At 65.7% G+C, this 25,985-nt stretch carries 20 protein-coding genes, 1 tRNA gene and 2 pseudogenes; 17 read left to right on the top strand and 6 right to left on the bottom strand.

The features are described 5' to 3' along the window. Positions 1 to 67 precede the first annotated feature (67 nt). Positions 68 to 694: a ParB-like protein gene (locus ACVIGA_RS38295; protein ID WP_456670108.1), complete on the top strand. Its 627-nt coding sequence runs from the start codon at positions 68 to 70 to the stop codon at positions 692 to 694. Here the strand turns inward: ACVIGA_RS38295 and ACVIGA_RS38300 are convergent. The 3 genes from ACVIGA_RS38300 to ACVIGA_RS38310 all read right to left on the bottom strand — a co-directional run bounded on the left by ACVIGA_RS38300 (position 655) and on the right by ACVIGA_RS38310 (position 3,604). Beyond that, positions 655 to 1,167 carry an MgtC/SapB family protein gene (locus ACVIGA_RS38300; protein WP_456670109.1) on the bottom strand — a complete coding sequence of 171 codons (513 nt, stop codon included), beginning with the start codon at positions 1,165 to 1,167 and terminating at the stop codon, positions 655 to 657. The two genes, ACVIGA_RS38295 and ACVIGA_RS38300, sit on opposite strands and share 40 nt — an antisense overlap. A gap of 8 nt (positions 1,168 to 1,175) precedes the next feature. Further along, positions 1,176 to 1,754: a peroxidase-related enzyme gene (locus ACVIGA_RS38305; RefSeq protein WP_375780451.1), complete on the bottom strand. Its 579-nt coding sequence runs from the start codon at positions 1,752 to 1,754 to the stop codon at positions 1,176 to 1,178. A 98-nt stretch (positions 1,755 to 1,852) separates the two neighbouring features. Then, positions 1,853 to 3,604, bottom strand: a complete 1,752-nt coding sequence (locus tag ACVIGA_RS38310; protein ID WP_375780452.1) for an ATP-binding protein — start codon at positions 3,602 to 3,604, stop codon at positions 1,853 to 1,855. Positions 3,605 to 4,118: 514 nt separating this feature from the next. Here ACVIGA_RS38310 and ACVIGA_RS38315 point away from each other — a divergent pair. The 7 genes and pseudogenes from ACVIGA_RS38315 to ACVIGA_RS38345 form a co-directional block, all read left to right on the top strand. After that, a pseudogene (locus tag ACVIGA_RS38315) lies at positions 4,119 to 5,894 on the top strand (putative bifunctional diguanylate cyclase/phosphodiesterase); the annotation flags it as partial. 95 nt (positions 5,895 to 5,989) lie between these two features. Continuing rightward, positions 5,990 to 6,175, top strand: coding sequence for a hypothetical protein (locus ACVIGA_RS38320; RefSeq protein ID WP_456670110.1), 186 nt, complete (start codon positions 5,990 to 5,992; stop codon positions 6,173 to 6,175). Between the two features lie 151 nt (positions 6,176 to 6,326). Further along, positions 6,327 to 7,284: pseudogene (locus tag ACVIGA_RS38325) on the top strand (catechol 2,3-dioxygenase). 137 nt (positions 7,285 to 7,421) lie between these two features. Next, a complete protein-coding gene (soxC, locus tag ACVIGA_RS38330; RefSeq protein WP_456670111.1) occupies positions 7,422 to 8,699 on the top strand; it encodes a sulfite dehydrogenase in 1,278 nt (425 codons plus the stop codon). A 34-nt stretch (positions 8,700 to 8,733) separates the two neighbouring features. Then, entirely contained in the window at positions 8,734 to 9,231 is a 498-nt protein-coding gene (locus tag ACVIGA_RS38335) for a c-type cytochrome (protein ID WP_456670976.1), read from the top strand. Positions 9,232 to 9,367: 136 nt separating this feature from the next. Next, complete coding sequence (locus ACVIGA_RS38340) at positions 9,368 to 9,685, top strand: BA14K family protein (RefSeq protein WP_456670112.1); 318 nt, start codon at positions 9,368 to 9,370, stop codon at positions 9,683 to 9,685. 147 nt (positions 9,686 to 9,832) lie between these two features. Beyond that, entirely contained in the window at positions 9,833 to 11,320 is a 1,488-nt protein-coding gene (locus ACVIGA_RS38345) for an amino acid permease (protein ID WP_456670977.1), read from the top strand. Between the two features lie 195 nt (positions 11,321 to 11,515). Here ACVIGA_RS38345 and ACVIGA_RS38350 read toward each other — a convergent pair whose 3' ends face one another. Next, on the bottom strand, positions 11,516 to 12,865 hold the full coding sequence (locus tag ACVIGA_RS38350; protein ID WP_456670113.1) for an aminotransferase class III-fold pyridoxal phosphate-dependent enzyme: 1,350 nt from the start codon (positions 12,863 to 12,865) through the stop codon (positions 11,516 to 11,518). A gap of 12 nt (positions 12,866 to 12,877) precedes the next feature. Next, positions 12,878 to 13,819, bottom strand: coding sequence for an FCD domain-containing protein (locus tag ACVIGA_RS38355; RefSeq protein ID WP_456670114.1), 942 nt, complete (start codon positions 13,817 to 13,819; stop codon positions 12,878 to 12,880). Between the two features lie 56 nt (positions 13,820 to 13,875). Here ACVIGA_RS38355 and ACVIGA_RS38360 point away from each other — a divergent pair, with 56 nt between their 5' ends. The 6 genes from ACVIGA_RS38360 (at position 13,876) to ggt (ending at position 21,869) form a co-directional block, all read left to right on the top strand. Next, on the top strand, positions 13,876 to 15,036 hold the full coding sequence (locus ACVIGA_RS38360) for a C45 family autoproteolytic acyltransferase/hydolase (protein ID WP_456670115.1): 1,161 nt from the start codon (positions 13,876 to 13,878) through the stop codon (positions 15,034 to 15,036). Positions 15,037 to 15,065: 29 nt separating this feature from the next. Then, positions 15,066 to 16,607 carry an ABC transporter substrate-binding protein gene (locus tag ACVIGA_RS38365; RefSeq protein WP_456670978.1) on the top strand — a complete coding sequence of 514 codons (1,542 nt, stop codon included), beginning with the start codon at positions 15,066 to 15,068 and terminating at the stop codon, positions 16,605 to 16,607. A gap of 16 nt (positions 16,608 to 16,623) precedes the next feature. After that, positions 16,624 to 17,568: an ABC transporter permease gene (locus ACVIGA_RS38370; RefSeq protein WP_456670116.1), complete on the top strand. Its 945-nt coding sequence runs from the start codon at positions 16,624 to 16,626 to the stop codon at positions 17,566 to 17,568. A gap of 16 nt (positions 17,569 to 17,584) precedes the next feature. Then, complete coding sequence (locus ACVIGA_RS38375) at positions 17,585 to 18,397, top strand: ABC transporter permease (protein ID WP_456670117.1); 813 nt, start codon at positions 17,585 to 17,587, stop codon at positions 18,395 to 18,397. Then, positions 18,394 to 20,007: an ABC transporter ATP-binding protein gene (locus tag ACVIGA_RS38380; RefSeq protein WP_456670118.1), complete on the top strand. Its 1,614-nt coding sequence runs from the start codon at positions 18,394 to 18,396 to the stop codon at positions 20,005 to 20,007. Before ACVIGA_RS38375 ends, ACVIGA_RS38380 begins: the two co-directional genes overlap by 4 nt. 155 nt (positions 20,008 to 20,162) lie before the next feature. Further along, on the top strand, positions 20,163 to 21,869 hold the full coding sequence (ggt, locus tag ACVIGA_RS38385; protein WP_456670119.1) for a gamma-glutamyltransferase: 1,707 nt from the start codon (positions 20,163 to 20,165) through the stop codon (positions 21,867 to 21,869). Positions 21,870 to 21,931: 62 nt separating this feature from the next. Here ggt and ACVIGA_RS38390 read toward each other — a convergent pair whose 3' ends face one another. Next, entirely contained in the window at positions 21,932 to 22,282 is a 351-nt protein-coding gene (locus tag ACVIGA_RS38390; protein WP_456670120.1) for a hypothetical protein, read from the bottom strand. Between the two features lie 550 nt (positions 22,283 to 22,832). Between ACVIGA_RS38390 and ACVIGA_RS38395 the strand changes: the two genes are divergently transcribed. From ACVIGA_RS38395 to ACVIGA_RS38405, 3 genes are all read left to right on the top strand, one after another. Further along, a complete protein-coding gene (locus ACVIGA_RS38395) occupies positions 22,833 to 25,310 on the top strand; it encodes a penicillin-binding protein 1A (protein ID WP_456670121.1) in 2,478 nt (825 codons plus the stop codon). Positions 25,311 to 25,485: 175 nt separating this feature from the next. Continuing rightward, positions 25,486 to 25,686, top strand: a complete 201-nt coding sequence (locus tag ACVIGA_RS38400; protein WP_456670122.1) for a hypothetical protein — start codon at positions 25,486 to 25,488, stop codon at positions 25,684 to 25,686. A 191-nt stretch (positions 25,687 to 25,877) separates the two neighbouring features. After that, positions 25,878 to 25,951, top strand: a tRNA-Gln gene (locus ACVIGA_RS38405). The last annotated feature ends 34 nt before the right edge of the window (positions 25,952 to 25,985 follow it).

Here is a 25,985-nt window from a genome sequence, read left to right on the forward strand (position 1 = left end):
GCCTGCCTGCGTCATCATGTCATAATGGAACCCATTCCGGAGTGCCGGTCAAACGGGAGTACAAACCATGGCCCATACGCGCGAGCCTTACGTCAAACCGGTCCCGATCCTGTCGCTGCGGCCGACCCAGATGACGGTCGGCATGCACGAGGTGAAGGAGAAGCGGAAGCGCTGGCGCGAGCACAGCTCGAGCAAGAAGCGCGCCGAACTGCTGGGCAAGCACATGATCCCGGTCGTCCATGGTCCGGACGATCGCTACTACGTGGTCGATCACCATCACATGGCGCGTGCGCTGCACGAGGAGGGCGTCAAGGACATCCTGGTCACGGTGATCGGCGATCTCACGATGGTCGAGCGTGACGTGTTCTGGGGCGTGATGGACAACAAGCGCTGGGTCTATCCCTACGATTCCAAGGGTGAGCGCCGGCACTTCAGGGACATTCCGAAGTCGATCAAGGATCTCAAGGACGATCCGTTCCGCAGCCTCGCCGGCGAAATGCGCCGGGCCGGCGGTTTCGCAAAGGACACGACGCCATTCAGCGAATTCCTGTGGGCCGATTTCCTGCGCCGCCACATCCCGCGCAAGACGGTGGAGAACAATTTCGACAAGGCGCTGGAGAAGGGCTTGGCGCTCGGCCGCGGCAAGGAGGCGGTCTATTTGCCCGGATGGTGCGGGCCGGCATCCGACGACTGACCGGGCGCGGCCTCCGGTCTGTGCTGGTCCTCCTTGCCGCCGAGCGCGTGGTGCAGCCACCGCTCGGTCCGCTTGCCGAAGGTCAGCAGCAGGAATGCCAGCACGAGCGCGGTGATGACGATGGGCCAATGTCCGGCGCCGCAGACGATGCCGACGCATGCGGCGAAGAACGCGCAAGCGGCGCTGGTCAGGCCACGAACCTGAAAGCGGTCGCCCTGGCGAACGATCACGCCGGCGCCGAGAAAGCCGATGCCGGTCAGCACGCCCTGGATCACGCGGCTGACCGCATCGGTGAAATGGCCGGGCTCGACGGCCTGCAATGCCAGCAGCACGACCGTGGCCGTCGAGAGGCTGACGAGACCCAGCGTCTTCAGCCCGATCGGCTTGCCGCGCAGGTCGCGGTCGAGCCCGATCGCGCTGCCGGCAAGGGTGGCCGCGCCGAGACGCAGGATGATCTCGCTCCAGTCCACCAAGGCGTCCTCTATTTCGGCTGCCGGCCGAGCATGTAGAACTCGTCGTTCGGCCGCATCCCGGTGACGTTCGCAAGCCGGTTCGAGAGCGCGAAGAAGGCCGCGACCGCGGCGATATCCCAGACGTCGTCGTCGCTGAAGCCGTGGGTCGCGAGCGCGGCGAAATCCGTCTCCGAGACCTCCTCGGCCGCGCGGCTGACCTTCATGGCGAAATCGAGCATCGCGCGCTGCCGCGGCGTGATGTCGGCCTTGCGGTAGTTGATCGCGATCTGGTCGGCGATCGCAGGGTTCTTGGCGCGGATGCGCAGGATCGCGCCATGGGCGATCACGCAATATTGGCATTGGTTGGCGGCGCTGGTCGCCACCACGATCATCTCGCGCTCGGCCTTGGAGAGGCCGGAGTCCTTTTCCATCAGCGCGTCGTGATAGGCAAAGAACGCGCGAAATTCGTCGGGGCGGTAGGCAAGCGTGAGGAATACGTTCGGCACGAAGCCGGACTTCTCCTGCACCGCCAGGATGCGGGTGCGGATGTCCTCGGGGAGCTTGTCGAGAGCGGGCGTCGGGAAGCGCTTTGTGGTCGGCTGCGTCATGAGATGGTTCCGGCGTGCCGCGGGGACGCGGCGTCACGCGAAACCATAGTGGATGACGGCTTGGGCGCAAGGCGCATCGGCGCCCTGCCATAGTGACGTCAGCGCAGCGGCTTCTTCAGGAGAGAGAAGCGGTCCGGATCGAGGCCCAGTGACGGCTGCAGCATCGGAGCCTCGGCGGGCGCCATCGTGCGCGGCGGCTGCGTCGGAGGGTTGAAGTTGGCATCGCCGCTCGCCGAATCGCGATGCGAGGTGGCGCCGCGCCAGCGCTCCAGCACGGCGCTGACGAAATGCATGTCATGGCCGGCGGTGACCGACGGCACCGTAGCGATGGTGGCTTCGCCGCGCGGCAGCTGGTGCGGCGGCACCTCCTTGAAGCGCAGCCGGGTCGGCAGCGCCACGCCTTCGCCGAACGCCAGCACTTCGCGGGTGCCGAGCGAAGGCACGAACGACAGCAGGTTGGCGGCGGCATCCGACACCGCGGAGCGCAGCAGCGCCTGGTCGCGGTCGTTGGCAAGCCGCATCGTGAACAGCGTGTTGCACTGGGAGATGATGGTCGCGTCGAGCTCGGCCGGACGCTGGGTGATCAGGCCGAGATAGACGCCGTATTTGCGGCCTTCCTTGGCGATGCGCGACACCGCCTTGCGGGTCGGCCCGAAGCCGATGTTGCGGTCGGCGGAGGCGTAGCGGTGCGCTTCCTCGCAGACGAACAGCATCGGCGAGACGCCGTCGCTCCACAGTCCGAAATCGAACGCCATGCGGCACAGCACCGACACCACGGAATCGACGACTTCCGCCGGGAAGCCGGCGAGCTGCATGATGGTCATCGGCTTGCCGTTGGCGGGCAGGCGGAACAGATGGCTGATCACCTCGGCCATGGTGTCGCCGCCGACATTGGCGTTGTCGAACATGAAAGCGTAGCGCGGATCGTTGCGCACCGCGTCGATGCGCGAGATCAGCTTGTGATAGATGATGCGCGAGGAGCGGTTCTCGAGCTTGCCCATGCGCTCGTCGATCAGCGAGATCAGGTCGACGAGGCGGTAGGGTACCGGCGTATCGACGGTGTAGCCGACCTGCTTGGGGTCGACGCGCTTCAGCCCGAGACCGACCCGGTCGGAGTTTTGGTACTGGGTGTAGATGCCCTTTGCCATCGGAATCACTTCGGCGAGGATGTCGAGCTCTTCGGGCACGCCAGGCCGGCCGCCGAACAGCACGTCGACGATCTCTTCGAAGTTGAACAGCCAGAACGGCAGCTTCAGGTTTCGCGGGTTGAGCACCTGCGCGCGCTCGCCGAAGCAGCGGCCATATTCGTTGTGCACGTCGAGCAGGAAGATGCGCAGGTTCGGCCGCGACTTCAGGATCTCGTTGAGCAGCAGCGACACGCCGGTGGATTTGCCGACGCCGGTCGAGCCGAGCACTGCGAAGTGCTTGGACAGCATTTCCTCGACGTCGACATAGGCGATAACCGAACGATCCTGCTGCAGCGTGCCGACATTGATCTGGTCCGAGCCGCTCGGCGCATAGACCGTGCGCAGCTCCTGGTTCGTGATCAGATCGGTGCTGTCGCCGATGGTCGGATAGTGGGTGACACCGCGCTGGAATTTCGGGCGGTCGCCGCCGAGGATTTCGCCGAGCAGGTCGACCGAGGCGGTCGCCATGTATTCGTCGGACGGCGGCAGGTTCTCGCACGACACTTCGGTGATCATGGCGACGATGACCGAGCTCGCGCAGCGGATACTGACGAACCGGCCGACGGTCGCGCGCATTTCTGAAAGCTGCAACTGGCCGCCAGTCAGCAGCCCAACCCGGGCCTGCGAGCCGCGCACAGAGATCACACGTCCAAAGGATGTCACAGTTCCAGCCTGGCTCGTTGGCAAAATCTAAATGTCCGGACCAATATGCGCGCCCGGGTTTGGAAAAACCGTTAAATCGCCGAGGTTGCGCATCGGCTAAATCTACACCTTCCCGGTGACGATTTGTTTCTATCGTGCCGCGAGATTGCGTTCCGTCGCGCGCATCGGCGGCGAAATCGTCGCTTTCCGGCACAGCCGGGCTTGTTTGGCGGTTTTCCTGTTAAGGCGGAATTCACCATCTCCGAGGAGTGCATCGGCAGCTCCGTAGGTTTACGGGGTTTTCGGCGCGATGTGTTACGCGCTGTCTCCAGGTATCGTGTAACCGATTGCTAACTGCGAGTTGTAACGACCTTTCCATCAGTGCTGCGTAACGATGCCGCGCCCGGGAGAGATCAGCGTGCGCATCGAACACCGCAATTCATCGTCAGGAAATGCCGACGCCGGCTCGACCAAGGGGCTGGCGTTCTGCGCCGGCCTGCTGGTCGGCAGCCTGTTCGGAAGCGTGACCGCGCAGTGGAGCGAGCGCGAAGGCCTGCTGATGGCGGCCTTTGCGATCATGGCCGTGATCGTCTTCCTGTTGCTGAAGCGGCATCAAATCTCCGACGCGCGGCTCGCCTCCGAACGTCGCAACCTCATGACCGCCGTGGACAATATTCCGCAGGGGCTCGTGCTCTACGATGCGTCGGCGCGCATCATCATCTGCAACCACCCCTACATCGAGATGTTCGGGCTCTCGCCCGATGTGGCGAAGCCCGGCTGCACCATGCAGCGGCTGATCGCGCACCGGCAAGAGACCGGCTCGTTCGATGGCGACGTCGACGAATTCTGCGATGCCATTATCCGCAATGTGAAGCTTGGCCGGGGGACGCGTCAGCTGACCGAGGCGCCGGGCGGGCGGGCGATCGAGATCGTCAACAAGCCGCTCCCGGAGGGCGGATGGGTGGCGACCATCGAGGACGTCACAGAGCGGACCCGCACCGAGAACAAGATCGCGCATATGGCGCATTATGATGCGCTGACCGATCTGCCCAACCGCCTGCTGTTCCGTCAGCGCCTCGAGCAGACGCTGACGGCGATCGGGCCCGACGAGCAGATCGCGGTCATGTATATCGACATCGATGAGTTCAAGAGCGTCAACGACGCGCTCGGCCATCAGATCGGTGACGAACTGCTCAGGGCAATCGCCGAACGCCTGCGCTCCTGCGTCGGGGAGACCAACGTCGCGGCGCGGCTCGGCGGCGACGAGTTTGCCGTGATCCAGACTGCGGTCCGCGATCAGACTGAGACCATGCAGCTGCTGGCCGCGATCTATCAGACCATCCGCCAGCCGATCGAATGCAGCGGGCACCTGATCACGACCGACGCCAGCATCGGCATCGCGGTCGCGCCCGACGACGGCCTCGACCTGGATCAATTGCTGCGCAACGCCGACCTCGCGCTCTATGGCGCGAAGAGCGACGGCCGCCGCACCTACCGGTTCTTCGAAGCCGGCATGGACGCGCGCGCCAAGGCCCGGCGCAGCCTGGAACTGGAATTGCGCCAGGCGATCGCCGAAGGCAGCTTCGAGCTGCACTATCAGCCGTTGCTCCATCTCGAGGACGGCAGGGTCAGCTGCTGCGAAGCGCTGGTGCGCTGGCGCCATCCCGAGCGTGGCATCATCTCGCCGGCGGATTTCATCCCGGTCGCCGAGGACACCGGTCTGATCAACGATCTCGGGCACTGGGTGCTCAACACCGCGTGCCGGGAAGCGGTGAACTGGCCGGATCACATCAACGTCGCGGTCAACGTGTCTCCGATTCAGTTCAAGAGCCAGACGCTGGCGCTGAACGTCGCCGCCGCGCTCGCGGCGTCGGGGCTCGCGCCCTCGCGGCTCGAGCTCGAGATTACCGAGGCCGTGCTGATTCGCGACGACGAGGCCGCGCTCGATATCCTGCATCAGCTTCGCGAGCTCGGCATCCGGATCGCGCTCGACGATTTCGGCACCGGCTATTCGTCGCTGAGCTATCTGCAGCGCTTCCCCTTCGACAAGATCAAGATCGATCGCGCCTTCATCAAGGATCTCGCCGGGACCGGCGCGTCGTCCACGATCGTCCAGGCCGTCGTGAACATTGCCGCCGCGAGCGATATGACGACGACAGCGGAGGGCGTCGAGACCGAGCAGCAGCGCAATATGCTCCGCATCCTCGGCTGCACCGAGATGCAGGGCTATCTGTTCAGCCGGCCGGTGCCGAATGTCGAAATCCGCGAGCTCTTGTCGTCGCATCGCGAGAAGGCCGTTTCGGTGGCCTGAGCGCCGGCCTCGGCCGCTTTCGATATGTGATTTCTGCCACGGAATGCCGCGCGAGCGCCGGCCATCTTGTTGATACGCAACAAGAGGGCTCCGCCATGTACATTCTCGTCAATGCGCTGCTCGTTCTGGCGATCGCGTTCTTCTTCTTCCTGCCGATGACCGATCGCCGGACCGCACGGATGAAGCTCTGCATGGTGTGCGCGCTCGCCGTTGCGCTGACCGTGTCGGCGACCATTTCCCGGCCGCATGGTCCGGCACCGGTGATGGCGTCAAAGGGCTAGGCGCGCGCTCGCTTCAACGAGGGGCGCAATTTTCGGCGTCAACATTTTGTTGACGGGACCTAATCCTTTGTACACTAGTACAAATCCGTCCGCCGTTTACCGCCCGAGCTGAAAGAGGCCGGTCCGGCGTCGTCACGGAGGGAGACCGTCCATGCAGCCGGAACCGATCTTCGATCTCGCTCATCTCGGGCACATGGAGCTGCTGACGCCGAAGCCGGACGAGAGCCTGAAGTTCTTCGTCGATGTCATGGGCATGACGGTCAGCGGCCGGAAGGGCGAGTCGGTCTATCTGCGCGGCTGGGACGATTACGAGCGTTATTCGCTGAAGCTGACCGCGTCGAAGACTTCAGGCATGGAGCACATGGCGCTGCGGGCGCGCAGCCAGCAGGCGCTCGAGCGCCGCGTCGCCGCGCTGAAAGGCTCGGGCTTCGACATCGGCTGGATTGAAGCCGACATGGGGCAGGGACCGGCATTCCGCTGCCGCGATCCCGACGGCCACGTCATCGAGCTCTATTACGAGACCGAATGGTACGAGGCGCCGGCCGAGCTGAAGCCGGCGTTGAAGAACCAGGCGCAACGTTTTCCGGCGCGCGGCGTCAATGTCCGCCGGCTCGACCATCTCAACTGCCTCGCGGTCGACATCAAGGCCAATCGCCTGTTCTTCGAGAACTACCTGGGATGCCGCACCACCGAGCAGATCGTGCTCAACGACGGCACGGAAGCCGCGATGTGGATGACGATGTCGAACAAGAGCTACGACTTCGCCTATACCCGCGACCACTACGGCAAGATGGGACGTTTCCATCACGTGACCTACGCGCTGGATAGCCGCGAGGAGATCCTGCGCGCGGCGGATATCTTCCTCGAGCACGGCGTGCACATCGAGACCGGGGCCGCACAAGCACGCGATCCAGCAGACCTTCTTCCTCTATGTCTATGAACCCGGCGGAAACCGCGTCGAGGTCGCCAATGCCGGCGCACGGCTGATCCTCGCGCCGGACTGGAAGCCGATCGTGTGGACCGAGGAGGAGCGCAAGAAGGGCCAGGCCTGGGGGTTGAAGACGATCGAGTCGTTCCACACCCATGGCACGCCGCCGGTGAAAGAATAGAGCGCGCGCTCACTTGCGCCGTCGTGCAATCCACGCGTTCGGTATCATTGCGGAATGCTGCACTGCGCGCAGCAGCATTGCCTCGCCTCGGCCGTTTGGTGTTAGGCTGCACCTCGTAACGTCAGAGGAAAACGTCGATGAGCGAACACACGACGGACAAGCGCGTGCGAGAGGCGTCTCGCAGGCGATTCCTTCAAGCGGGCGCAGCATTGGCCGGTGGCTCCGCGATCGCGGGAGTTGCCGGTTCTACCGCGCTTGCTGAACAGGGGAATAATCTTCCGCCCAGCGTGCCGGAATGGATGAAAGCGCCCGGCGACCCGATGGGAAGCCAGCCCTACGGCACGCCGTCGGTTCACGAGAAGGGCGTCGTCAAGAACATCTCGAAGACGCTGCCGCAATACATCTCCGCGTCGGGCCGCACGCCGTTGCAGGAGCTCGACGGCATCATCACGCCGAACGGTCTGTTCTACGAACGCCACCATGGCGGCGTGCCGACCATCGATCCGGCCGAGCACCGGCTGATGTTGCACGGCATGGTCGATCGCCCGCTGGTGTTCACGATGGAGGACATCCGCCGCTTTCCATCGCAGTCGCGCATTCACTTCCTCGAGTGCTCCGGCAATCCGGTCTACACCAAGCCCTACGGCAAGACGGCCTCCGACCTTGTCGGCCTGCTGAGCTGTGCGGAATGGACCGGCGTGCCGCTGAAGACGGTGCTCGACGAAGTCGGCCTGCAGGCGGGGGCCAAATGGATCGTCGCCGAAGGCGCCGATGCCGCCGCGTTGACCCGCTCGATCCCGATCGAGAAATGCCTCGACGACGCCATGCTGGTCTACAGCCAGAACGGCGAGCGGCTGCGTCCGCAGCAGGGTTATCCGCTGCGCCTGTTGCTGCCGGGCTTTGAGGGCAACATGAACGTGAAATGGCTGCGCCGGCTCAAGGTGGTCGCCGAGCCGGCCTATTCGCGCGAAGAGACCTCGAAATACACCGACCCGATGCCGGACGGAACGTCGCGCGAGTTCACCTTCTATATGGAGGCCAAGTCGATCATCACACGGCCGTCCGGCGGTCAGAAGCTGACCACGCACGGCTTTCACGAGATCACCGGGATAGCCTGGAGTGGCCACGGCAAGATCAAGAGCGTCGAGATCTCGCTCGACGAGGGCAAGAGCTGGCAGCAGGCGGAGCTGCAGGAGCCGGTGCTGACGCGTGCGCTCACGCGCTTCCGTTTGCCTTGGCACTGGGACGGCACCCCCGCCGTGATCCAGAGCCGCGCCATCGATGAGACCGGCTACGTGCAGCCGACGCTGGCGGAATTGGTGGCGGTGCGCGGTCTCAACTCGTTCTACCACAACAACGCGATCTGGCCCTGGCGTATCGATGCGAATGGCGAGGTGACCAATGGCCAGGCGTAACCTCAAGGCGGCGCTGCTGGCCGGCGCGATCGCGATGCTCGGCGCAGCTGTTCATGCCGAGGAGCGCTACGGCATCGGCCGCGTGGCGACGCCGGCGGAGATCGCCGGCTGGAACATCGATATCGGCCGTGGCGGCGCGGGGTTGCCGCCGGGCAGCGGCAACGTCGAACGCGGCCGCATCGTGTTCAGCGAGCAATGCGCAGTGTGCCATGGCGACAGCGGGCAGGGCGCGGTCGGCGATCGTCTGGTCGGCGGGCAGGGCACGCTGGCGAGCCCAAAGCCGATCCGCACCGTCGGTAGCTACTGGCCCTACGCCCCGACCTTGTTCGACTACATCCGCCGCGCGATGCCGCAGAACGCGCCGCAGTCGCTGAGCAATGAGGACGTCTACGCGGTGTCCGCCTATATCCTCAGCCTGAACGGCATCGTTCCGGCCAATGCGGTGCTCGATGCGAAATCGCTCGCCGCCGTCAAGATGCCGAACCGCGACGGATTCGTCTCCGACCCGCGGCCCGACGTGCATAATCGCTGAGCGGCGAGCCACGGCCTGTTGGCTCGCGGCATCGTGAGGCCGGGGCTCCTGTGCCCGGAGAGGCGTCGCCACCATATGGTCTTGGGGCGGCTCGGCCGGCCTTTGACATGTTTCATTGATCGATAGGAGTGGTCGCATGTCCGGATTGAGGGCGGTTGCAGCCGCCATATTGCTCGCAGGGATGTCGTTCTCGCCTGTCGTTGCCCAGATTTCCGAGCCGGCGTTGCTCGAGTCTGAAAACCCCGGTCGCAGCGCGATCAACGGCGGCGCCCTAACGCCGTGGGGAGAGGCCCAGCAGGCGCAGCAGCGTGGCGGCAATCCGGCGAATGCCTATGGCGCCATACCGGCGGCACCGCCATCCGCACCGTCCACGTCCTGCGCACGCTACCGTTCGTTCGATCCGGCGTCCGGGACCTTCCTTGGCCGCGACGGCCGCCGCCATCCCTGCCAATAGGCGCCGCGCATCCCGCATCGCGGTGGATAAGCACGCCAGCCATCACCCGGCGCCCGAACGCCTGGACGTCGGACGCGTTATAGTCCGATGATCGTGTCGGGTCCCGCCGGGCCCGAGCGGCGGAGGGCAGCTGGCGTGACTGACACCCTGGCCGGTTTCTGGGACCGAAAGCCGACCGCGGAACTGCTGCGGGAAGCGGCGCGCGCCGACGGCGACGCGGAGACGCCGATTTTCAAGCGCTCGCTTTCGGCGTTGCAACTGGTCACGCTCGGCATCGGCGGCATCATCGGCGCCGGCATCTTCGTGCTGACGGGCCATGCGGCCGCCGCCAATGCCGGTCCCGCCGTGACGCTCTCCTTCATGCTTGGCGCCGTCGCCTGTGCTTTCGCCGGCCTGTGCTACGCCGAGATGGCGTCGACCGTGCCGATCTGCGGCAGCGCCTACACTTATGCCTATGCCACGCTCGGCGAGCTGATCGCCTGGATCATCGGCTGGGACCTGATCCTCGAATATGCGGTCGGCGCGATCGCGGTCTCGGTCGGATGGTCCGGCTATTTCGTCAGCTTGATGCGCGATTTCGGCATCAACCTGCCGCAGCAATTCACCTCGGCGCCGCTCGCCTACGATGCCAACACCGGTGCGTGGTCGTCGACCGGCGCGGTCATCAACATCCCGGCGATGGCGATCATCGCGTTCGTCACCGCGCTACTCGTGGTCGGCATTCGCGAGTCCGCGCGCTTCACAGGGTTCGTCGTCGTGGTGAAGCTCGTCGTCATTGCCTTGTTTCTCGCCACCGCAGCTTCCTCGGTATCGCTGGCGAACTGGGTGACGGCGAGCAATCCGGAGGGCGCGCTGATCCCGCCGAATGCCGGTCCCGGCGTATTCGGCTGGTCCGGCGTGGTCCGCGGCGCGGCGGTGGTTTTCTTTGCCTATATCGGCTTCGACGCGATCTCGACCGCGGCGCAGGAGGCGAAGACGCCGGAGCGCGACATGCCGATCGGGATTCTCGGCTCACTCGTCATCTGCGCCGCGCTCTATGTCGCGGTCGGCTTCGTGCTGACCGGCATCGTGCCGTACGACAAGCTCAGCGTGCCCGATCCGATCGCGGTCGGCATCGATGCCGTTGGCATCGGCTGGCTCGGTCCCTTCATCAAGCTCGGCATCCTGTTCGGGCTGACGTCGGTGATCCTCATCATGCTGCTGGCGCAGCCGCGGATCTTCCGCGCCATGGCGCATGACGGGCTGCTGCCGGGCATCGCGGCTAAGATCCATCCGCGCTTCCAGACGCCCTATGTCTCGACCATCTTCGCCGGCAGCGTCGCTGCAATTCTCGGCGGGCTGCTGCCGATCGGGCTGGTCGGAGAGCTCGTCTCGATCGGCACGCTGTTCGCGTTCACCGTGGTCTCGATCGGAACGCTAGCGCTGCGTCTACGCGATCCGGACTTGCCGCGCCCGTTCAAGGCGCCGGCGATATGGCTGGTGGCGCCCGCCGCCGCGGGGACCTCGCTGTTCCTGATGTGCGGCCTGCCGCTCGACACCTGGATCAGGCTCGCGGTGTGGCTCGTAATCGATCTCGTGATCTATGCGGCCTATGGCCGACGCCACAGCCGCCTGCGGGCGAGGGGCGGGGTGTAAATCAAGTGCGGCGTCTCCGCGAAGAAGCGGTCGTCCCTGCGAAAGCGGGGACCCATACGCCGCAGCGGGTGTTGTGGATGGGATTCGTCATTCCAGCGCGGCAAGCCAATCAACGTTCGTGGTTATGGGTCCCTGCTTTCGCAGGGACGACACCGGATTTGTTGCGGCATTGAAGTCAAACGTCCGCGGCCACCTTCACTCGATCGCGTTTAGCGCGCGGCGGATCGCCGCGAAGATCGCCTCGATCTGGTCCTCGGTGATGATCAGCGGCGGTGAGATCATCAATGTATCGGCGGCGGCGCGGATCAGGATGCCGTCATCGTCGTAGCATCGCCGGGCGCATTCGGGACCGCGTACCCCGGCAGCGCCGTCGCGCGGCTTCACGTCGATCGCGGCCAGAAGGCCGATGTTCCTGATATCGATGACATGCGGTGCGTCCCTCAACGCATGCGCCGCCGCCTCCCAGATCGGCGCCATGCGCCGGGCGCGCTCGAACAGGCCGAGATCCTGATAGACATCGAGCGCGGCGAGGCCGGCCGCGCAGGCGAGCGGATGCGCCGAGTAGGTATAGCCGTGGAACAGCTCGACGGTGTTTTCCGGGCCGTTCATCAGCGCGGAGTAGACCTTGTCGCTGACGATGACGCCACCCATTGGGACGGCGGCATTGGTCATGCCCTTGGCGCAGGTAATGAGGTCTGGTGTCACGCCGAGCGCATTGGCCGCGAACGGCGCGCCGAGCCGTCCGAAGCCGGTGATCACCTCGTCGAAGATCAGCAGAATGCCGTGCTGATCGCAGATCTTGCGCAGCCGCTCGAGATAGCCTGACGGAGGCGGGTAGACGCCGCCCGAGCCGGTCACCGGCTCAACGATCACGGCCGCGACGGTCGAGGGGTCGTGGATCAGCAACAGCTTGTCCAGCTCATCGGCGAAATGCGCGCCCCATGCCGGCTGCCCGCGCGAGAATGCGGTGTGCTCGGGATCGTGGGGCAGCGCCAGATGGTCGATCTCGGGCAGCAGCGGGCCGAAATCGCGGCGGTGACGGTACAGGCCGCTCACCGACAAGCCGCCCCAGCCCATGCCGTGATAGGCCTTGGCGCGCGAGATGAAGCGGATGCGGCTGGCTTCGCCGCGGGCGCGGTGATAGCCGCGCGCGATCTTGAGCGCGGTGTCGACCGACTCCGAGCCGGAATTGGTGAAGAACACATGGTCGAGACCGTCAGGCGTGATTTCGGTGATGCGTCCGGCGAGCTCGAACGCGGCCGGGTGGCTCATCTGGAACGAGGAGACGAAATCGAGTTTCGCGGCTTGCGCCTGGATCGCCTCGACGATCCGCTTCTGGCCGTGCCCGGCGTTGACGCACCAGAGCCCCGCCATGCCGTCGAGAATACGCCGACCGTCCTGGGTGATGTAGTGCATGCCCTCGGCGCCGGTGAACAGCCGCGGGTTGGACTTGAACTGCCGATTGGGCGTCATCGGCATCCAGAACGGCTCCATCGCCTCGCGGGTGAGGGGCGTGTTGGTTGCCGCGGCGTGCGGTGAATGCATGGAGGCCTCCTGTTACTTGCGGGCGTTGGTGCGGCCGTTGGCCGGATCGTCGGTGACGCGCTTGACCTTTGAGGCGCCTTCGAGATGCTTGCGCATCAGCGCCGCCGCGGCCTCGCGCTCGCCGGCCTCGAGCCGGTCGAGGATCGCAAGATGCTCGCGGCAGTTCACCAGCACGCGCTCGTAGCCGAAGGTCCAGTCGTAGTTCGCAAAGCTGCGCAGCCGGTTCTGCTGCTGCACGGCAACCAGCAGGAAGCGGTTGCCGGAGGCGGCCGCCAGTCCCTCGTGGAAGGCCGCGTTCATCTCGAAGAAGGCGATGCTCGCCGTCTCGCTCCAGGTTTGCCTCGTCGCGTCCTGATGACGGCGGCGCATCTCGGCGGCCCAACTCGGGTCGAGCCGAAAGCCCGGCTCCAGCAGGGCGGCCGGCTCGATCAGGATCCGGTAGCGGTAGCTTTCTTCGCGCGCCCTGGCGTCGGCGATGATCGGCTGAAATCGCCAGCCGTGCCCGGGCTTGCGTTGCACCGCCGCGACCTCCGCAAGCTTGGCCAGCACGCGCTGCACCACCGGACGTGACGCGCCGTAGCGCTGCATCAGGTCGCGCTCGGAGACGTCGACCGGAAGGCGACCGCTGCGCCGGTCGCGCGCGATCGCCACGAACAGCCGGTCGGTGTCCGCAGGCGTCGGCTTGCTAGCCGTCTTCGGCGCCGGCGGGGCCGTGTCCGTGACGAAATAGCCGCGGCTTGCGCCGACCCGTATGAGGCGGCGGCCTGCCAATATTTTCAGCGCCGCGCGCACCGGCGTGCGCGAAACCTGCAGGCGTTCCGCCAGCGCCACCTCCGCAAGTCGCGTGCCGGGCGCGAGTTTTTCCGCCCGGATCAGTTCCAGGATGCCCGCGGACAGTTCGCGTTGCAGGCGGCTCGGGGCTGCCTTTGCAATGGGCGCAGATTTTTGTTTCATGTACTTACAAAATACATTAGCCTTTGCGGAAACGCAAAAGGAAGTTGACGCAAACGATGGTCGAACCATTTCCCCTGATCGAGATTTCCGGCGCGCCGCACGAGCGCGGCAAGCAGTATGGCCGCCAGGCGGCCGATCGCATCCGCAAGGGCACCTCGCACTACTTCTCGCAGCTCAAGGAGCTCTCGCTCGATGCCGCCGGCGTCGCCGAGCTGGTGCGCGACTATCTTCCGGTCATCGAGGCGTTCGAGCCGACCTATATCGAGGAGATGCACGGCATTGCCGAGGGCGCCGGCGTTCCGTTCGAGGACATCGTGCTGCTCAACGCCCGCACCGAGATCCTCAAGCTCGCCGAACCGTCGGTCCGGGCGCGGCTGAAGACACCCGACGAGCCCGACGGCTGCACAGGCGTCGTCGTGCTGCCGCAGGCAACCGCGTCGGGTCGGCTGATCCACGCCCAGAACTGGGACTGGAAGCGGGAATGCGCCGAGACCGCCGTCGTGCTGAAGGTACGCCGCGACGATGGTCCCGATCTCATGACCTTCACCGAGGCCGGCGCGCTCGGCCGCTGCGGCTTCAACGCGGCCGGCATCGCTATCACCGCGAACTATCTGCAGTGCGATCGCGACTATCGTCAGATCGGCGCGCCGCTGGCGCTGATCCGACGCAAGGTGCTGGAGAGCGACCATGTCGCGCTGTCGATGCGCACGGTCTACTGCACGAAGAAATCCGCCGCCAACAACATGATCGTCAGCCATCGCGACGGTGTCGCGATCGACTTCGAATGCGCGCCGGACGAGACCTTTCAGGTGCATCCCGATCGCGGGCTCTTGGTGCATGCCAATCATTTCGTCAGCCCGGTTGCGCTCGGCAAGCTCAAGGACACCGGCATCGCCAGCACGCCCGACAGCCTCTATCGCGACATCCGGGTCCGCGATTTGTTGCAGCCGCATCTCGGCGCCATCAGCTTCGAGACCGTGAAGTCGGCGCTGTTCGACGATTTCGCCTATCCGTGGTCGGTGTGCCGGCCGCCGCGCCGCAATCTCGGCAACAATCTCAGCGCCACCGTCGCGATGATCCTGATGGAGCCGGCGAGCGGGTTGATGGAAGTCGCGCCGCTGCCGGCGCTGAACCGGCAGTTCACGTCCTATCGGCTCGACGTGGTGGCCAGCCCCCGCAATGAGGCCGCGCCATCGGCGGCCGCGAGGGTGTCCTGATGGTCCTGTGTCGGCCATCGCGTGCGATGATGGTCGGCCTGCTGGCACTGTCGGCGATGCTGACCGTGGCGCCGCTGCGCGCGGATGCCGAGACGCTATTGCGGACTCGACTGAACGCCGACATCCGCTCCACCGATCCCGGCACCAACCGGGACGCCAATACCGACGGCGTGATGGCGCATATCGTCGAGGGCTTGGTCGCGTTTCGTGACGATACCTCGATCGGTCCGATGCTGGCGGACAGCTGGACCGTCTCGAACGAGGGCAAGACCTACACCTTCCATCTCCGGCAAGGCGTCAAGTTCCACAACGGCGCCGGCATGACTGCGGACGACGTCATCTGGTCGCTGAAGCGCTGGCTCGATCCCGCCACGCAATGGCGCTGCCTGTCCGAATTCGGCGCAACCGGCATCGCCCAGATCCAGAAGATCGAGGCGCCCGACGCGCAGACGGTCGCGATCACGCTGGACCGGCCGACGGCGTTGTTCCTGTCGACACTGGCGCGGCCCGATTGCGGGCAGACCGCCATCATCCAGCCCGACTCGGTCGGGCCCGACGGCAAGTGGATTGCGCCTGTCGGGACCGGACCTTTCAAGCTCGGCGAATGGAAGCGCGGCCAGTACGTCGATCTGGTGCGCTTCGAGGGCTATGCCGCGCGCAGCGAGCCGCGCACCGGCTATACCGGCGCCAAGATCGCGCAAGTCGACCGGATCAGGTTCAACGTCGTTCCCGACGGTTCGGCGGCCAAGGCGGGCCTCTTGTCCGGCTCGCTCGATGCGATCAGCAATCTTGCGATCCCCGATGTCGAGGACCTCAAGACGCGGCCGGATGTGCAGCTCAGCATCACGCCCGCGCTCGGTCTCACCGGCATCCTGTTCCAGACCCGCGATCCCCTGCTCAAGGACGTGCGGATCCGGCGGGCGATCGCGCTCAGCCTCGACACGCCGCAGATCATTGACGCGGTCATGGAGGGCATCGCGCGCGCCAACAATTCGGCGCTGCCGATCGGAAGTCCATTCTATGGCGAGGTGGAGGCCCAAGGCTACACGCAGAATATCGCGGAAGCCAAGAAGCTGCTCGCGCAGGCCGGCTACCACGGCCAGCCGATCAAGATGATCGCCAACAAGCGCTACAGCTACGTGTTCGATTCCGCCGTTTTGGTGCAGGCGATGGCGCAGGCTGCGGGCATCAATATCGAGATCGAGGTGCTGGATTGGGCCGCCCAGCTCGATCGCTACAACCGCGGCGATTACCAGTCGATGGCCTTCGTCTACTCGCCGCGGCTCGACCCGTCGCTCAGCTTCGAGATGCTGATGGGGCCGAAGGGGACGCAGCCGCGCAAGGTCTGGGACGATCCGGAGGCGCAGCGGATGCTGCAGGAGTCGATGATGATCGACGACAAGGCGAAGCGCCAACGACTGTTCGACGAGTTGCACCGCCGCTTCATCGACGACGTGCCGATGATCGTCCTGTTCAACGGCGCCGAGATCGCCGCCCTGCGCAACAACGTCAAGGGATTTGCCGGCTGGCTGTTCGGACAACCGCGCTTCTGGGGCGTGAGCCTGCAGTAGGGGAGGGATCGCGGCGATGCTGGGCTACCTCGCACGACGGCTGGCCATGACGATCCCGACGCTACTGCTGGTGGCGGTCGCGGTGTTCACGCTGGTGCGCCTGATCCCCGGCGATCCGGTGCAAGTGATGCTCGGCGACAACGCTGATCCGGCGCAGGCCGCGCAACTGCGCGCGCAGCTCGGGCTCGATCAGCCGGTGCCGCTGCAATTCCTGTACTGGCTCGGCAAGCTTGCGACCGGCGATCTCGGCCATTCCATCACCAACAACCTTCCGGTGCTGCCGCTGATCCTGGAGCGTTTCCAGGTCTCGGCCACCATCGTGGTGGTGGCGGTCGGCCTTGCTGCCTGCATCGCGGTCGTGGCGGGTCTCGTCGCGGCCTGGAAGCAGAACAGCGCGCTCGATCTTGCGATCGTCGGCGGCGCTACGCTCCTGCTGTCGATCCCGAGCTTCTGGCTCGGCCTGCTGCTGCTTCTGCTGTTCGGGTTGAAGCTGAAATGGCTGCCGGTGATCGGCTACGTGCCGTTCTCGGAAAATGTCTGGCAGGCTACATTGTTCATGGTGCTGCCGATCGTCACCCTGACCGCGGTCGAGATCGGCGTGCTGACGCGGATGGCGCGGGCGGCCTCGATCGAGGTGCTGCGGCTCGAATACGTCACGCATGCGCGCGCCAAGGGCGTCCCGGAATGGCTGGTGCTTGGCCGCCATGTGCTGCCGAACGCCTTTGCGCCGACCTGGACGCTGATTGGCCTCGTGCTCGGCCATCTGCTCGGCGGCATCGCCGTGATCGAGACCGTGTTCACGCTGCCGGGGCTCGGACGGCTGCTGGTCGATTCGATCTTCGCGCGCGACTATCCGGTGGTGCAGGGCTCCCTGCTGTTCACCGCGGTGATCTATGTCGTCGTCAACCTGATCGTCGATCTCTGTTATCCGCTGTTCGATCCAAGGGTGGCGGTGGCATAAAAAGGGTGACCGTGGCATGAAATGGCGCATCAACACCGTCATCGGCGGCGCGCTGATCGGGCTCGTGCTCGGCACAGCCGCGACGGCCGCGTTCTGGACGCCGTTCGATCCGCTGCGCATCAATCTGAAGGCGCGGCTGCACGCGCCGTCCGCGCTGCACTGGTTCGGCACCGATGAATTCGGCCGCGACGTACTGAGCCGGCTGATGGCAGGGGCCGCCGCCAGCGTCGTGGTGGCGCTCGCCACCGTCCTGATTGCCGTCGGTGTCGGCGTGCTGATCGGCGGTGTCGCGGGCTATCTGCGCGGCTGGACCGATCGCATCATCATGGCCGTCAACGACGCGCTGCTGGCCTTTCCTGGCATCCTGCTGGCGCTCGCCGTGATGATCGTGATCGGCGCCAACAAGTCCGGCCTCGTGCTGGCGCTGGGGCTCGCCTACATCCCGTCGGTCGCGCGTGTGGTTCGCGGCACCGTGCTGTCGATCCGCGAGAAGGAATATATCGAGGCCTCGCGGGTGATCGGCAACTCCGAACTCTATTCGATGCTCCGCCACGTGCTGCCCAATGCGATCGCACCGGTGGCGGTGCTCGCCACCAGCATGTTCGGCTGGGTGCTGCTGGCCGAGAGTGCGCTGAGCTTCCTCGGTCTCGGCGTGCCGCCGCCGGCGCCGACCTGGGGCAACATGCTGGCGGCGAGCCGGCCGTATATGGAGACCGCGGCCTGGCTCAGCATCGCGCCGGGACTATGCATCGCGCTGACGCTGCTCGGCATCAATCTGCTCGGCGACTCCTTGCGCGATCGCCTCGATCCCAGGATGGCGCACGGATGACCGCACCACTGCTGACCGTCGATCATCTGCGCATCGAGGCTGCCCGGACCGGCGCTGTCGTCGTCGACGATGTGTCGTTTGCGATCGAGGGCGGCGAATTCCTTGCCGTGGTCGGTGAATCCGGCAGCGGAAAGACCGCCGCGGCGCGCGCCATTCTCGGCCTGCTGCCGCCCGGTCTGCGGCGGGTCGGCGGCGCGATCCGGCTCGACGGCGAGGATCTCGCGGATATCGCGCCACGGCGTATGCGCGCGTTGCGCGGCCGCTCGGTCGGCATGGTGTTCCAGGAGCCGATGGTGTCGCTCAATCCGGCGATCAGCGTCGGCGCGCAGATGGCCGAGGGCCTTGCCCTGCACGAGAGGTTGACGCGGGGCGAGATCAGGCAGCGCTGCCTCGACATGCTGGCGCGGGTGCAGATACGCGATCCCGAGCGGACCTTCGATGCTTATCCGCACGAATTCTCCGGCGGGATGCGCCAGCGCATCATGCTGGCCTCGGTGATGCTCTTGAAGCCAAAGCTGCTGTTGGCCGACGAGCCGACCACCGCGCTCGACACGCTGAGCCAGCGCGAGGTGCTCGACCTGATGGTCGAACTGGCGCGCGATCACGGCACCGCGGTGATGCTGATCACCCACAATCTCGGCCTGGTGTCGCGCTATGCGCAGCGTGCGGTCGTGCTGCGGCAAGGCAAACTGGTGGAGACCGGCAGCGTCCGGCAGATCCTCTCCGCGCCACGCGAGGCTTACACGCGTCAACTCGTCGATGCGCTGCCGCGGCGGCGCGCCGCGACCGGGCCCCGCGCAGCCGGCGAGCCGCTGATCAGCGTGCGTGGCCTGAAGGTCGCGTTCGGCGGGCGGCAGCGCCTGTTCCGCAGGGATGCCGATGTTGCTTCGATCAATGGTGTCGACCTCGAGATCGGCGCCAGTGAAACCGTCGCCGTGGTCGGCGGCAGCGGCTCAGGCAAGACCACGCTCGGCCGCGCGATGCTGCGGCTGATCCCGGCGGCCGCCGGCGAGATCCGCTTTCAGGGCAGGGACGTGATCGCGACGCGCGACCGCGCGTTCCGTCTGGCCTCGCAACTCGTGTTCCAGGATCCGTATTCGTCGCTCGACCCACGCATGCGCGTCGGTGAGATTGTCGCCGAGCCGCTGCGGCATGTCCCGGAGCTGTCATCCAGCGAGCGCGACCGGCGCGTGGCCAGCATGCTCGACGAGGTCGGGCTCGCCGGCTTCGCCCAGCGGTGGCCGCATGAGCTCTCCGGCGGTCAGCGCCAGCGCATCGCGATCGCACGCGCGATCGTGCGGCATCCGTCCTTCGTGGTCGCCGACGAGCCGGTCTCCGCGCTCGACATGACGATCCAGGCCCAGGTGCTGAAGCTGTTCGAACGTCTGCAGGCGCAATACGGCTTTGCCTGCCTCTTCATCAGCCACGACCTCGCCGCGGTCGAGCAGGTCGCCGACCGCGTGGTGGTGATGCAGGGCGGCCGTATCGTCGAGCAAGGGTCGCGCGACGACGTGTTCGACCGTCCGCAGCACGAGTATACCAGAGCGCTGCTCGCTGCGACGCCGGTGCTGGATTTCGCCGGGCAAGCCGCCGCGCGCGCCTCGGGCTGACGGAAAGTCAAGACTGATGCGGCGCGACGATCCTGTAGTGCGCGGGCGCGCAGCCTGCTACACTTGCTCGCTCCGATAGAAGCAACATGCGCCGCACCCAGACGGCGCAAATCGGGGGAACTCCAATGCGAAATCCACGAACGGGCGCGCGATGGATGGTCGCGGTCCTTGTCGCGATCGGCGTCACGGCGTCAGCCCCTGGCCGCGCCGCCTCGGTTGCGCCGGTCGCCGCCGAAAACGGCATGGTGGTATCCGCGCAGCATCTCGCGACGCAGGTCGGCATCGAGGTGTTGAAGCGGGGCGGCAACGCGGTCGACGCTGCGGTTGCGGTCGGCTACGCGCTGGCGGTGGCCTATCCTGCCGCCGGCAATCTCGGTGGCGGCGGCTTCATGACCATCCAGCTTGCCGACGGCCGCAAGACCTTCCTGGACTTCCGCGAGACCGCCCCGAAGGGCGCCACCGCGAACATGTATCTCGACAAGGACGGCAACGTCATTCCCGGCCTGTCGACCAAGGGGCATCTCGCGGTCGGCGTGCCCGGCTCGGTGGCCGGCATGGAATATGCACGCGAGAAATACGGCACGATGAAGCGCGCGGACGTCATCGCGCCGGCGCTGCAACTCGCCGAGGACGGCTTTGTGCTGGACCAGGGCGACGTCAGCATGCTGGAAACCTCGACCAAGGATTTTCAGGACGATCCGGCCTCGGGCGCGATCTTCCTCAACAACGGCAAACCGTTTCAGGCCGGCGAACGGCTGACGCAGCACGAGCTCGCCGAGACGCTCCGCGAGATCAGCAAGCGCGGCACCGACGGCTTCTACAAGGGCTGGGTGGGGGCGGCGATCGTCGCCTCGAGCCAGGCCGGCAAGGGCCTGCTCACGCAGGAGGATCTCGACAATTACAAGGTTCGCGAGCTCGCGCCGGTCGAATGCGACTATCGCGGCTACCACGTGGTCTCGGCGCCGCCGCCAAGCTCGGGTGGCGTCGTGATCTGCGAGATCCTAAACATCCTAGAGGGCTACCCGCTGAAGGAGCTCGGCTACCATTCCGCGCAGGCGGTGCACTACCAGATCGAGGCGATGCGCCACGCCTATGTCGATCGCAACAGCTATCTCGGCGACCCCGACTTCGTGAAGAATCCGCTCGAGCGTTTGCTCGACAAGAATTACGCCGCGAAGATCCGCGCCGTGATCGACCCGGCCAAGGCCGGCGTGTCCAAGGACATCAAGCCCGGCGTTCCGCCGCATGAGGGCAGCAACACCACGCATTATTCGATCGCCGACAAGGACGGCAACGCGGTGTCGGTCACCTACACGCTCAACGACTGGTTCGGCGCCAAGGTGACCGCGGCCAAGACCGGCGTACTGCTGAACGACGAGATGGACGACTTCACCGCCAAGGTCGGCGTGCCGAACCTCTACGGCCTAGTGCAGGGCGAGGCCAATTCCATCGTCCCCGGCAAGTGTCCGCTGTCCTCGATGAGCCCGACCATCGTCACCAGGGACGGCAAGCCGGTCATGGTGGTGGGGACGCCGGGCGGCAGCCGCATCATCACGGCCGTGCTGCTGACGATGATCAACGCCATCGACTACGGCATGAACGCACAGGAAGCCGTGGACATGCCGCGCTTCCACCAGCAATGGCTGCCGGACCTGACCAACCTCGAGGACTTCACGCTATCGCCGGACACGCGGAAGATTTTGGAAGGCATGGGCCAGACGTTCGGTCCGCCGCAGCCGGCCAATCACCTCGCGGTCATCATCATCGGGGCGCCGTCGCTGGGCGGCAAGCCGGTCGGCAATAATCGCTTCTATGGGGCGAACGATCCGCGCCGCAACTCGGGGCTTGCCGGCGGCTACTGATTGCCGATGCGCGGTCGCATGCGGACGGCCGGGCAGGGACCGCTTGCAAAGCCGGTCGTGCGTCAGGCGACGGCCGTCGACCTGCCGTCGTCGTGCCCGCTTGTGAGCAGCAGGCGCCGGCGGATCGCATCCTCGATCAGGGCCAGCGATTGCCTGGCTTCACGCGCCTCGGCTTCCGCAGCCTGGGCTCGGAATTCGACCGCATCGAGCTGCTCCTGCTGGGATTCGATGCGCCGTCGGGCCTCTTCAAGCGCCCGGGACGCGTCCCTCAGCTTGCGTTCGGTGGCGGCGATGATTTCGAGCTGCGCCTGTTCGGCGGCCTCGGCGCGCGCTTCGCCGGCGCGGGCCCGGTCCTCGATGCTGCGGAACAGGTCCGCCGCCTGATAGACGAGGTCCAAGGCCTCGGTGCCCATCGCCGATGTGGGGGTCTCGGAAATCCGAGGACATTCGGGTCGGCCGCAAAAGGTCGTCTAAATCCGCGCAGTGCCATGCAAACCAGCCCTCGCGAGTCGCGTGTATGGCAACAACTTGCGGTAGTTATGGTTAATAGACCATTAATCCTGGCGGCCCGCCGGCACTGTCCACCGGTTTCTGACGACACGGTGCCTGGAACGGCAGCCGGGTAGTGAAACCGCTCGGTCCGGCCTGCGCTTTTCTTTCGCAACCGGCTCGCCGCGCAGGTGCCGTGATTGGAGACCGACGTGCCGTCCGCCGGGCGCGCCGGCGAATCGGAGGACGGAGGGCTCGAGGCCAATGCGGTCCTGCGGAGCGTCCGAACAGCTGGGAGGGCCTGATTTGGCAGCGCGCGCGAGCCGGGCTCTATGGCATAAGTTTGACGCCTGGCGCGCTTTAATTCTCCCGTGTTGAATTGCAGGTCCATGGTGCGACCGATATACCGGGCGGCCTAAGTGGCAGGCAGCGCACTCAGAACGAGCGACGTATTCGCCACGGAAAATCTGGTCGATGAAATTTCTGTTGCGGTTCTTCGGGTTCCTGTTCACCGCAGGAACCATCCTGTTCCTGGCTGGTCTCGCCGCGGTCGCAGGGCTGTTCTGGCATTTCTCCAAGGACCTGCCCGACTATTCGCAGCTCCAGAACTACGAGCCGCCGGTGATGACCCGGGTGCATGCGGCTGACGGATCGCTGCTGGGCGAATTCGCCAAGGAGCGCAGGCTGTATCTGCCGATCCAGGCCGTGCCGAAGCTCGTGATCAACGCGTTCCTCGCGGCCGAGGACAAGAATTTCTACGAGCACGGCGGCATCGACTATACCGGCATGGCGCGCGCGGGCGTCTCCTACATCCAGAACTTCGGTTCCAACCGCCGTCCGCAGGGTGCTTCCACGATCACCCAGCAGGTCGCCAAGAACTTCCTTCTGACCAACGAGGTGTCGTTCACCCGCAAGATCAAGGAAGCCCTGCTGGCGATGCGAATCGAGCGGGCCTATTCCAAGGACAAGATCCTCGAGCTCTATCTCAACGAGATCTACCTCGGCCTCGGCGCCTACGGCATCGCGGCGGCCTCGCTGGTCTATTTCGACAAGTCGGTCAACGAACTGACGGTCTCGGAAGCTGCCTACTTGGCGGCGCTGCCGAAAATGCCGGCCAGCCTGCATCCGGTGCGCAACCGTGCGCGTGCCATCGAGCGGCGCAACTACGTGATCGACCGCCTGCAGGAGAACGGCTGGATCACCGCTGCCGACGCCGACAAGGCGCGCAAGGATCCGCTGACCGTCACCAACCGCAGCAACGGCGCGCACACCTTCGCCGGCGAATATTTCTCCGAAGAGGTCCGCCGCGACATCTTCGAGCGCTATGGCGAGAAGAAGCTCTATGAGGGCGGCCTGTCGGTGCGCACCACGCTCGACCCCAAGGTCCAGGTGATGGCGCGCAAGGCCATGGTGGCGGGGCTCGTGAACTATGACGAGCAACAGGGCTATCGCGGCGCGATCCAGAAGCTCGACCTCACCAGCGACTGGGGCGTCCCGCTCGCCGAGATCAAGTCGCTCTCGGACATCTCGCCGTGGCGGATGGCGGTGGTGCTGGAGAGCAACGACCAGTCGGCGCGGATCGGCTTCCAGCCCGGCCGCGAGCTCGGCGGAGCCATCAGCAAGCAGCGCGAGACCGGCATCATCACGATGGACGGCGTGCGCTGGGCGAGGACCAAGGGCAAGACGCCGACCGCGGTCTCGCAGGTGCTGCAGCCTGGCGACGTGATCTACGCCGATCCGCTGTTCAAGGACGGCAAGGTGGTCGAGGGCCAGTACCGGCTGCGCCAGATCCCCGAACTGTCGGGCGCGATGGTGGCGATGGATCCGCACACCGGCCGTGTGCTCGCGATGGTCGGCGGCTTCTCGTTCGACCAGAGCCAGTTCAACCGCGCGACGCAGGCCTATCGGCAGCCAGGCTCGACCTTCAAGCCGATCGTCTATTCGACGGCGCTCGACAACGGCTACACCGGATCGACCGTGATGATCGACGGCCCGATCGAGATCGACCAGGGGCAGGGCAACATCTGGCGGCCGGAAAACTTCTCCACCGGCAAGTATCAGGGCCAGGTCACGCTGCGCAACGCGCTCCGCCTGTCGCTCAACACCGTGACGGTGCGGCTGGCGCAGGAAATCGGCATGCCTGTCATCGGCGAGTATGCCAAGCGGTTCGGCGTCTATGACGAGCTGCCGAACTATCTCGCCTATGCGCTCGGCGCCGGCGAGACCACGGTGATGCGGATGGCCACGGCCTATTCGATGATCGCCAATGGCGGCGTCCGCGTGAAGCCGACCCTGATCGACCGCATCCAGGATCGCTACGGCCACACCATCTTCCGGCACGACCAGCGCGAATGCCGCGGCTGCGACGCGCCGGAAGGCTGGAAGAGCCAGCCCGAGCCGCAGCTCGTCGACCGCCGCGAAAGGGTGCTCGACGCGATGACCGCCTACCAGATCACCTCGCTGATGGAGGGTGTGATTCAGGCCGGTACCGGCACTGCGCTGAAGGACGTCGGCAAGCCGCTCGCCGGCAAGACCGGCACTTCGAACGAGGCGAAGGACCTCTGGTTCGTCGGCTTCTCGCCGGACCTCGTGGTCGGTCTCTATGTCGGCTACGACAAGCCGCGCTCGCTCGGCCGCAACGCGCAGGCCGGCCACACCGCGGCGCCGATCGCGCGCGACTTCCTGAAGCTCGCGCTGGCCGACAAGCCCGCCACCCCGTTCAAGCAGCCGGTCGGCATCCGGCTGGTGCTGGTCGATGCCAAGACCGGCCTGCGTGCCTCGTCCGGTCAGAACCGGGGCGTGGTGCTCGAGGCCTTCAAGCCGGGCCAGGCACCGCCGTTCTATGATCCGACGTTGGTCGCCGGCACCGACGTGATCAACGGGACCCAGCAGGCCATCCCGCCGGACGCGGGCCGTGCGGTCATGCAGTCCAGTCCGAGCGGGCTGTACTGAGGCCAAACGGCAGGCCATTCGCGGCTCGGGTGGTGCGGCGCTTTGTCAGAGCGCATCACGCCGCCGTGGTTGAACGTGCCGCGCGCGGCGCCGACCCAAAATAGAGTCCTCGACCGGAGAACCCCGAAGCGCGGCGTTTCCATTCGCGTCCGCGCGTGTCGAGCCGTGGATCGCGATGATCAAGGCGTTGCTGGTCGTAATGCGGCTGATCTGGACCGTTCTCGTGGTTGGGGCGGCAACCCTGATGGGCGCGGTCCTTGGATGGGGGTGGCACGGCTGGATTGGTGCCATCGCGCTCGGCACCGTAGGACTTGGCCTTGGAGCCCTGCTTGCAGCCTGCCCCGAAGTGCTGCTTGAACTGCTCGCTGAAATGTAACGCCTCTGGCCGACGCTGATCGCTCGCTTTCGGCTGCGATTTTCACGCCCGTTCCACACCATCAATGCTTGCCAAGCGTGGGACCAAGCGGGTAGAAGGTCGCACTCGCGCGGGCGCTGATTTGGCAGGCGAACCCGCTGCACCGAGATGTCCAGTCGTCCAACTAAGTTGTTGATACCACGGACAATTCTTGGGGAATGGTGTAACGGTAGCACAACAGACTCTGACTCTGTTTGTCTTGGTTCGAATCCAGGTTCCCCAGCCAATCTGCCTCAGTGGCGCGATCATCCTCCAAATCC

Source organism: Bradyrhizobium sp. USDA 3240 (assembly GCF_054063295.1).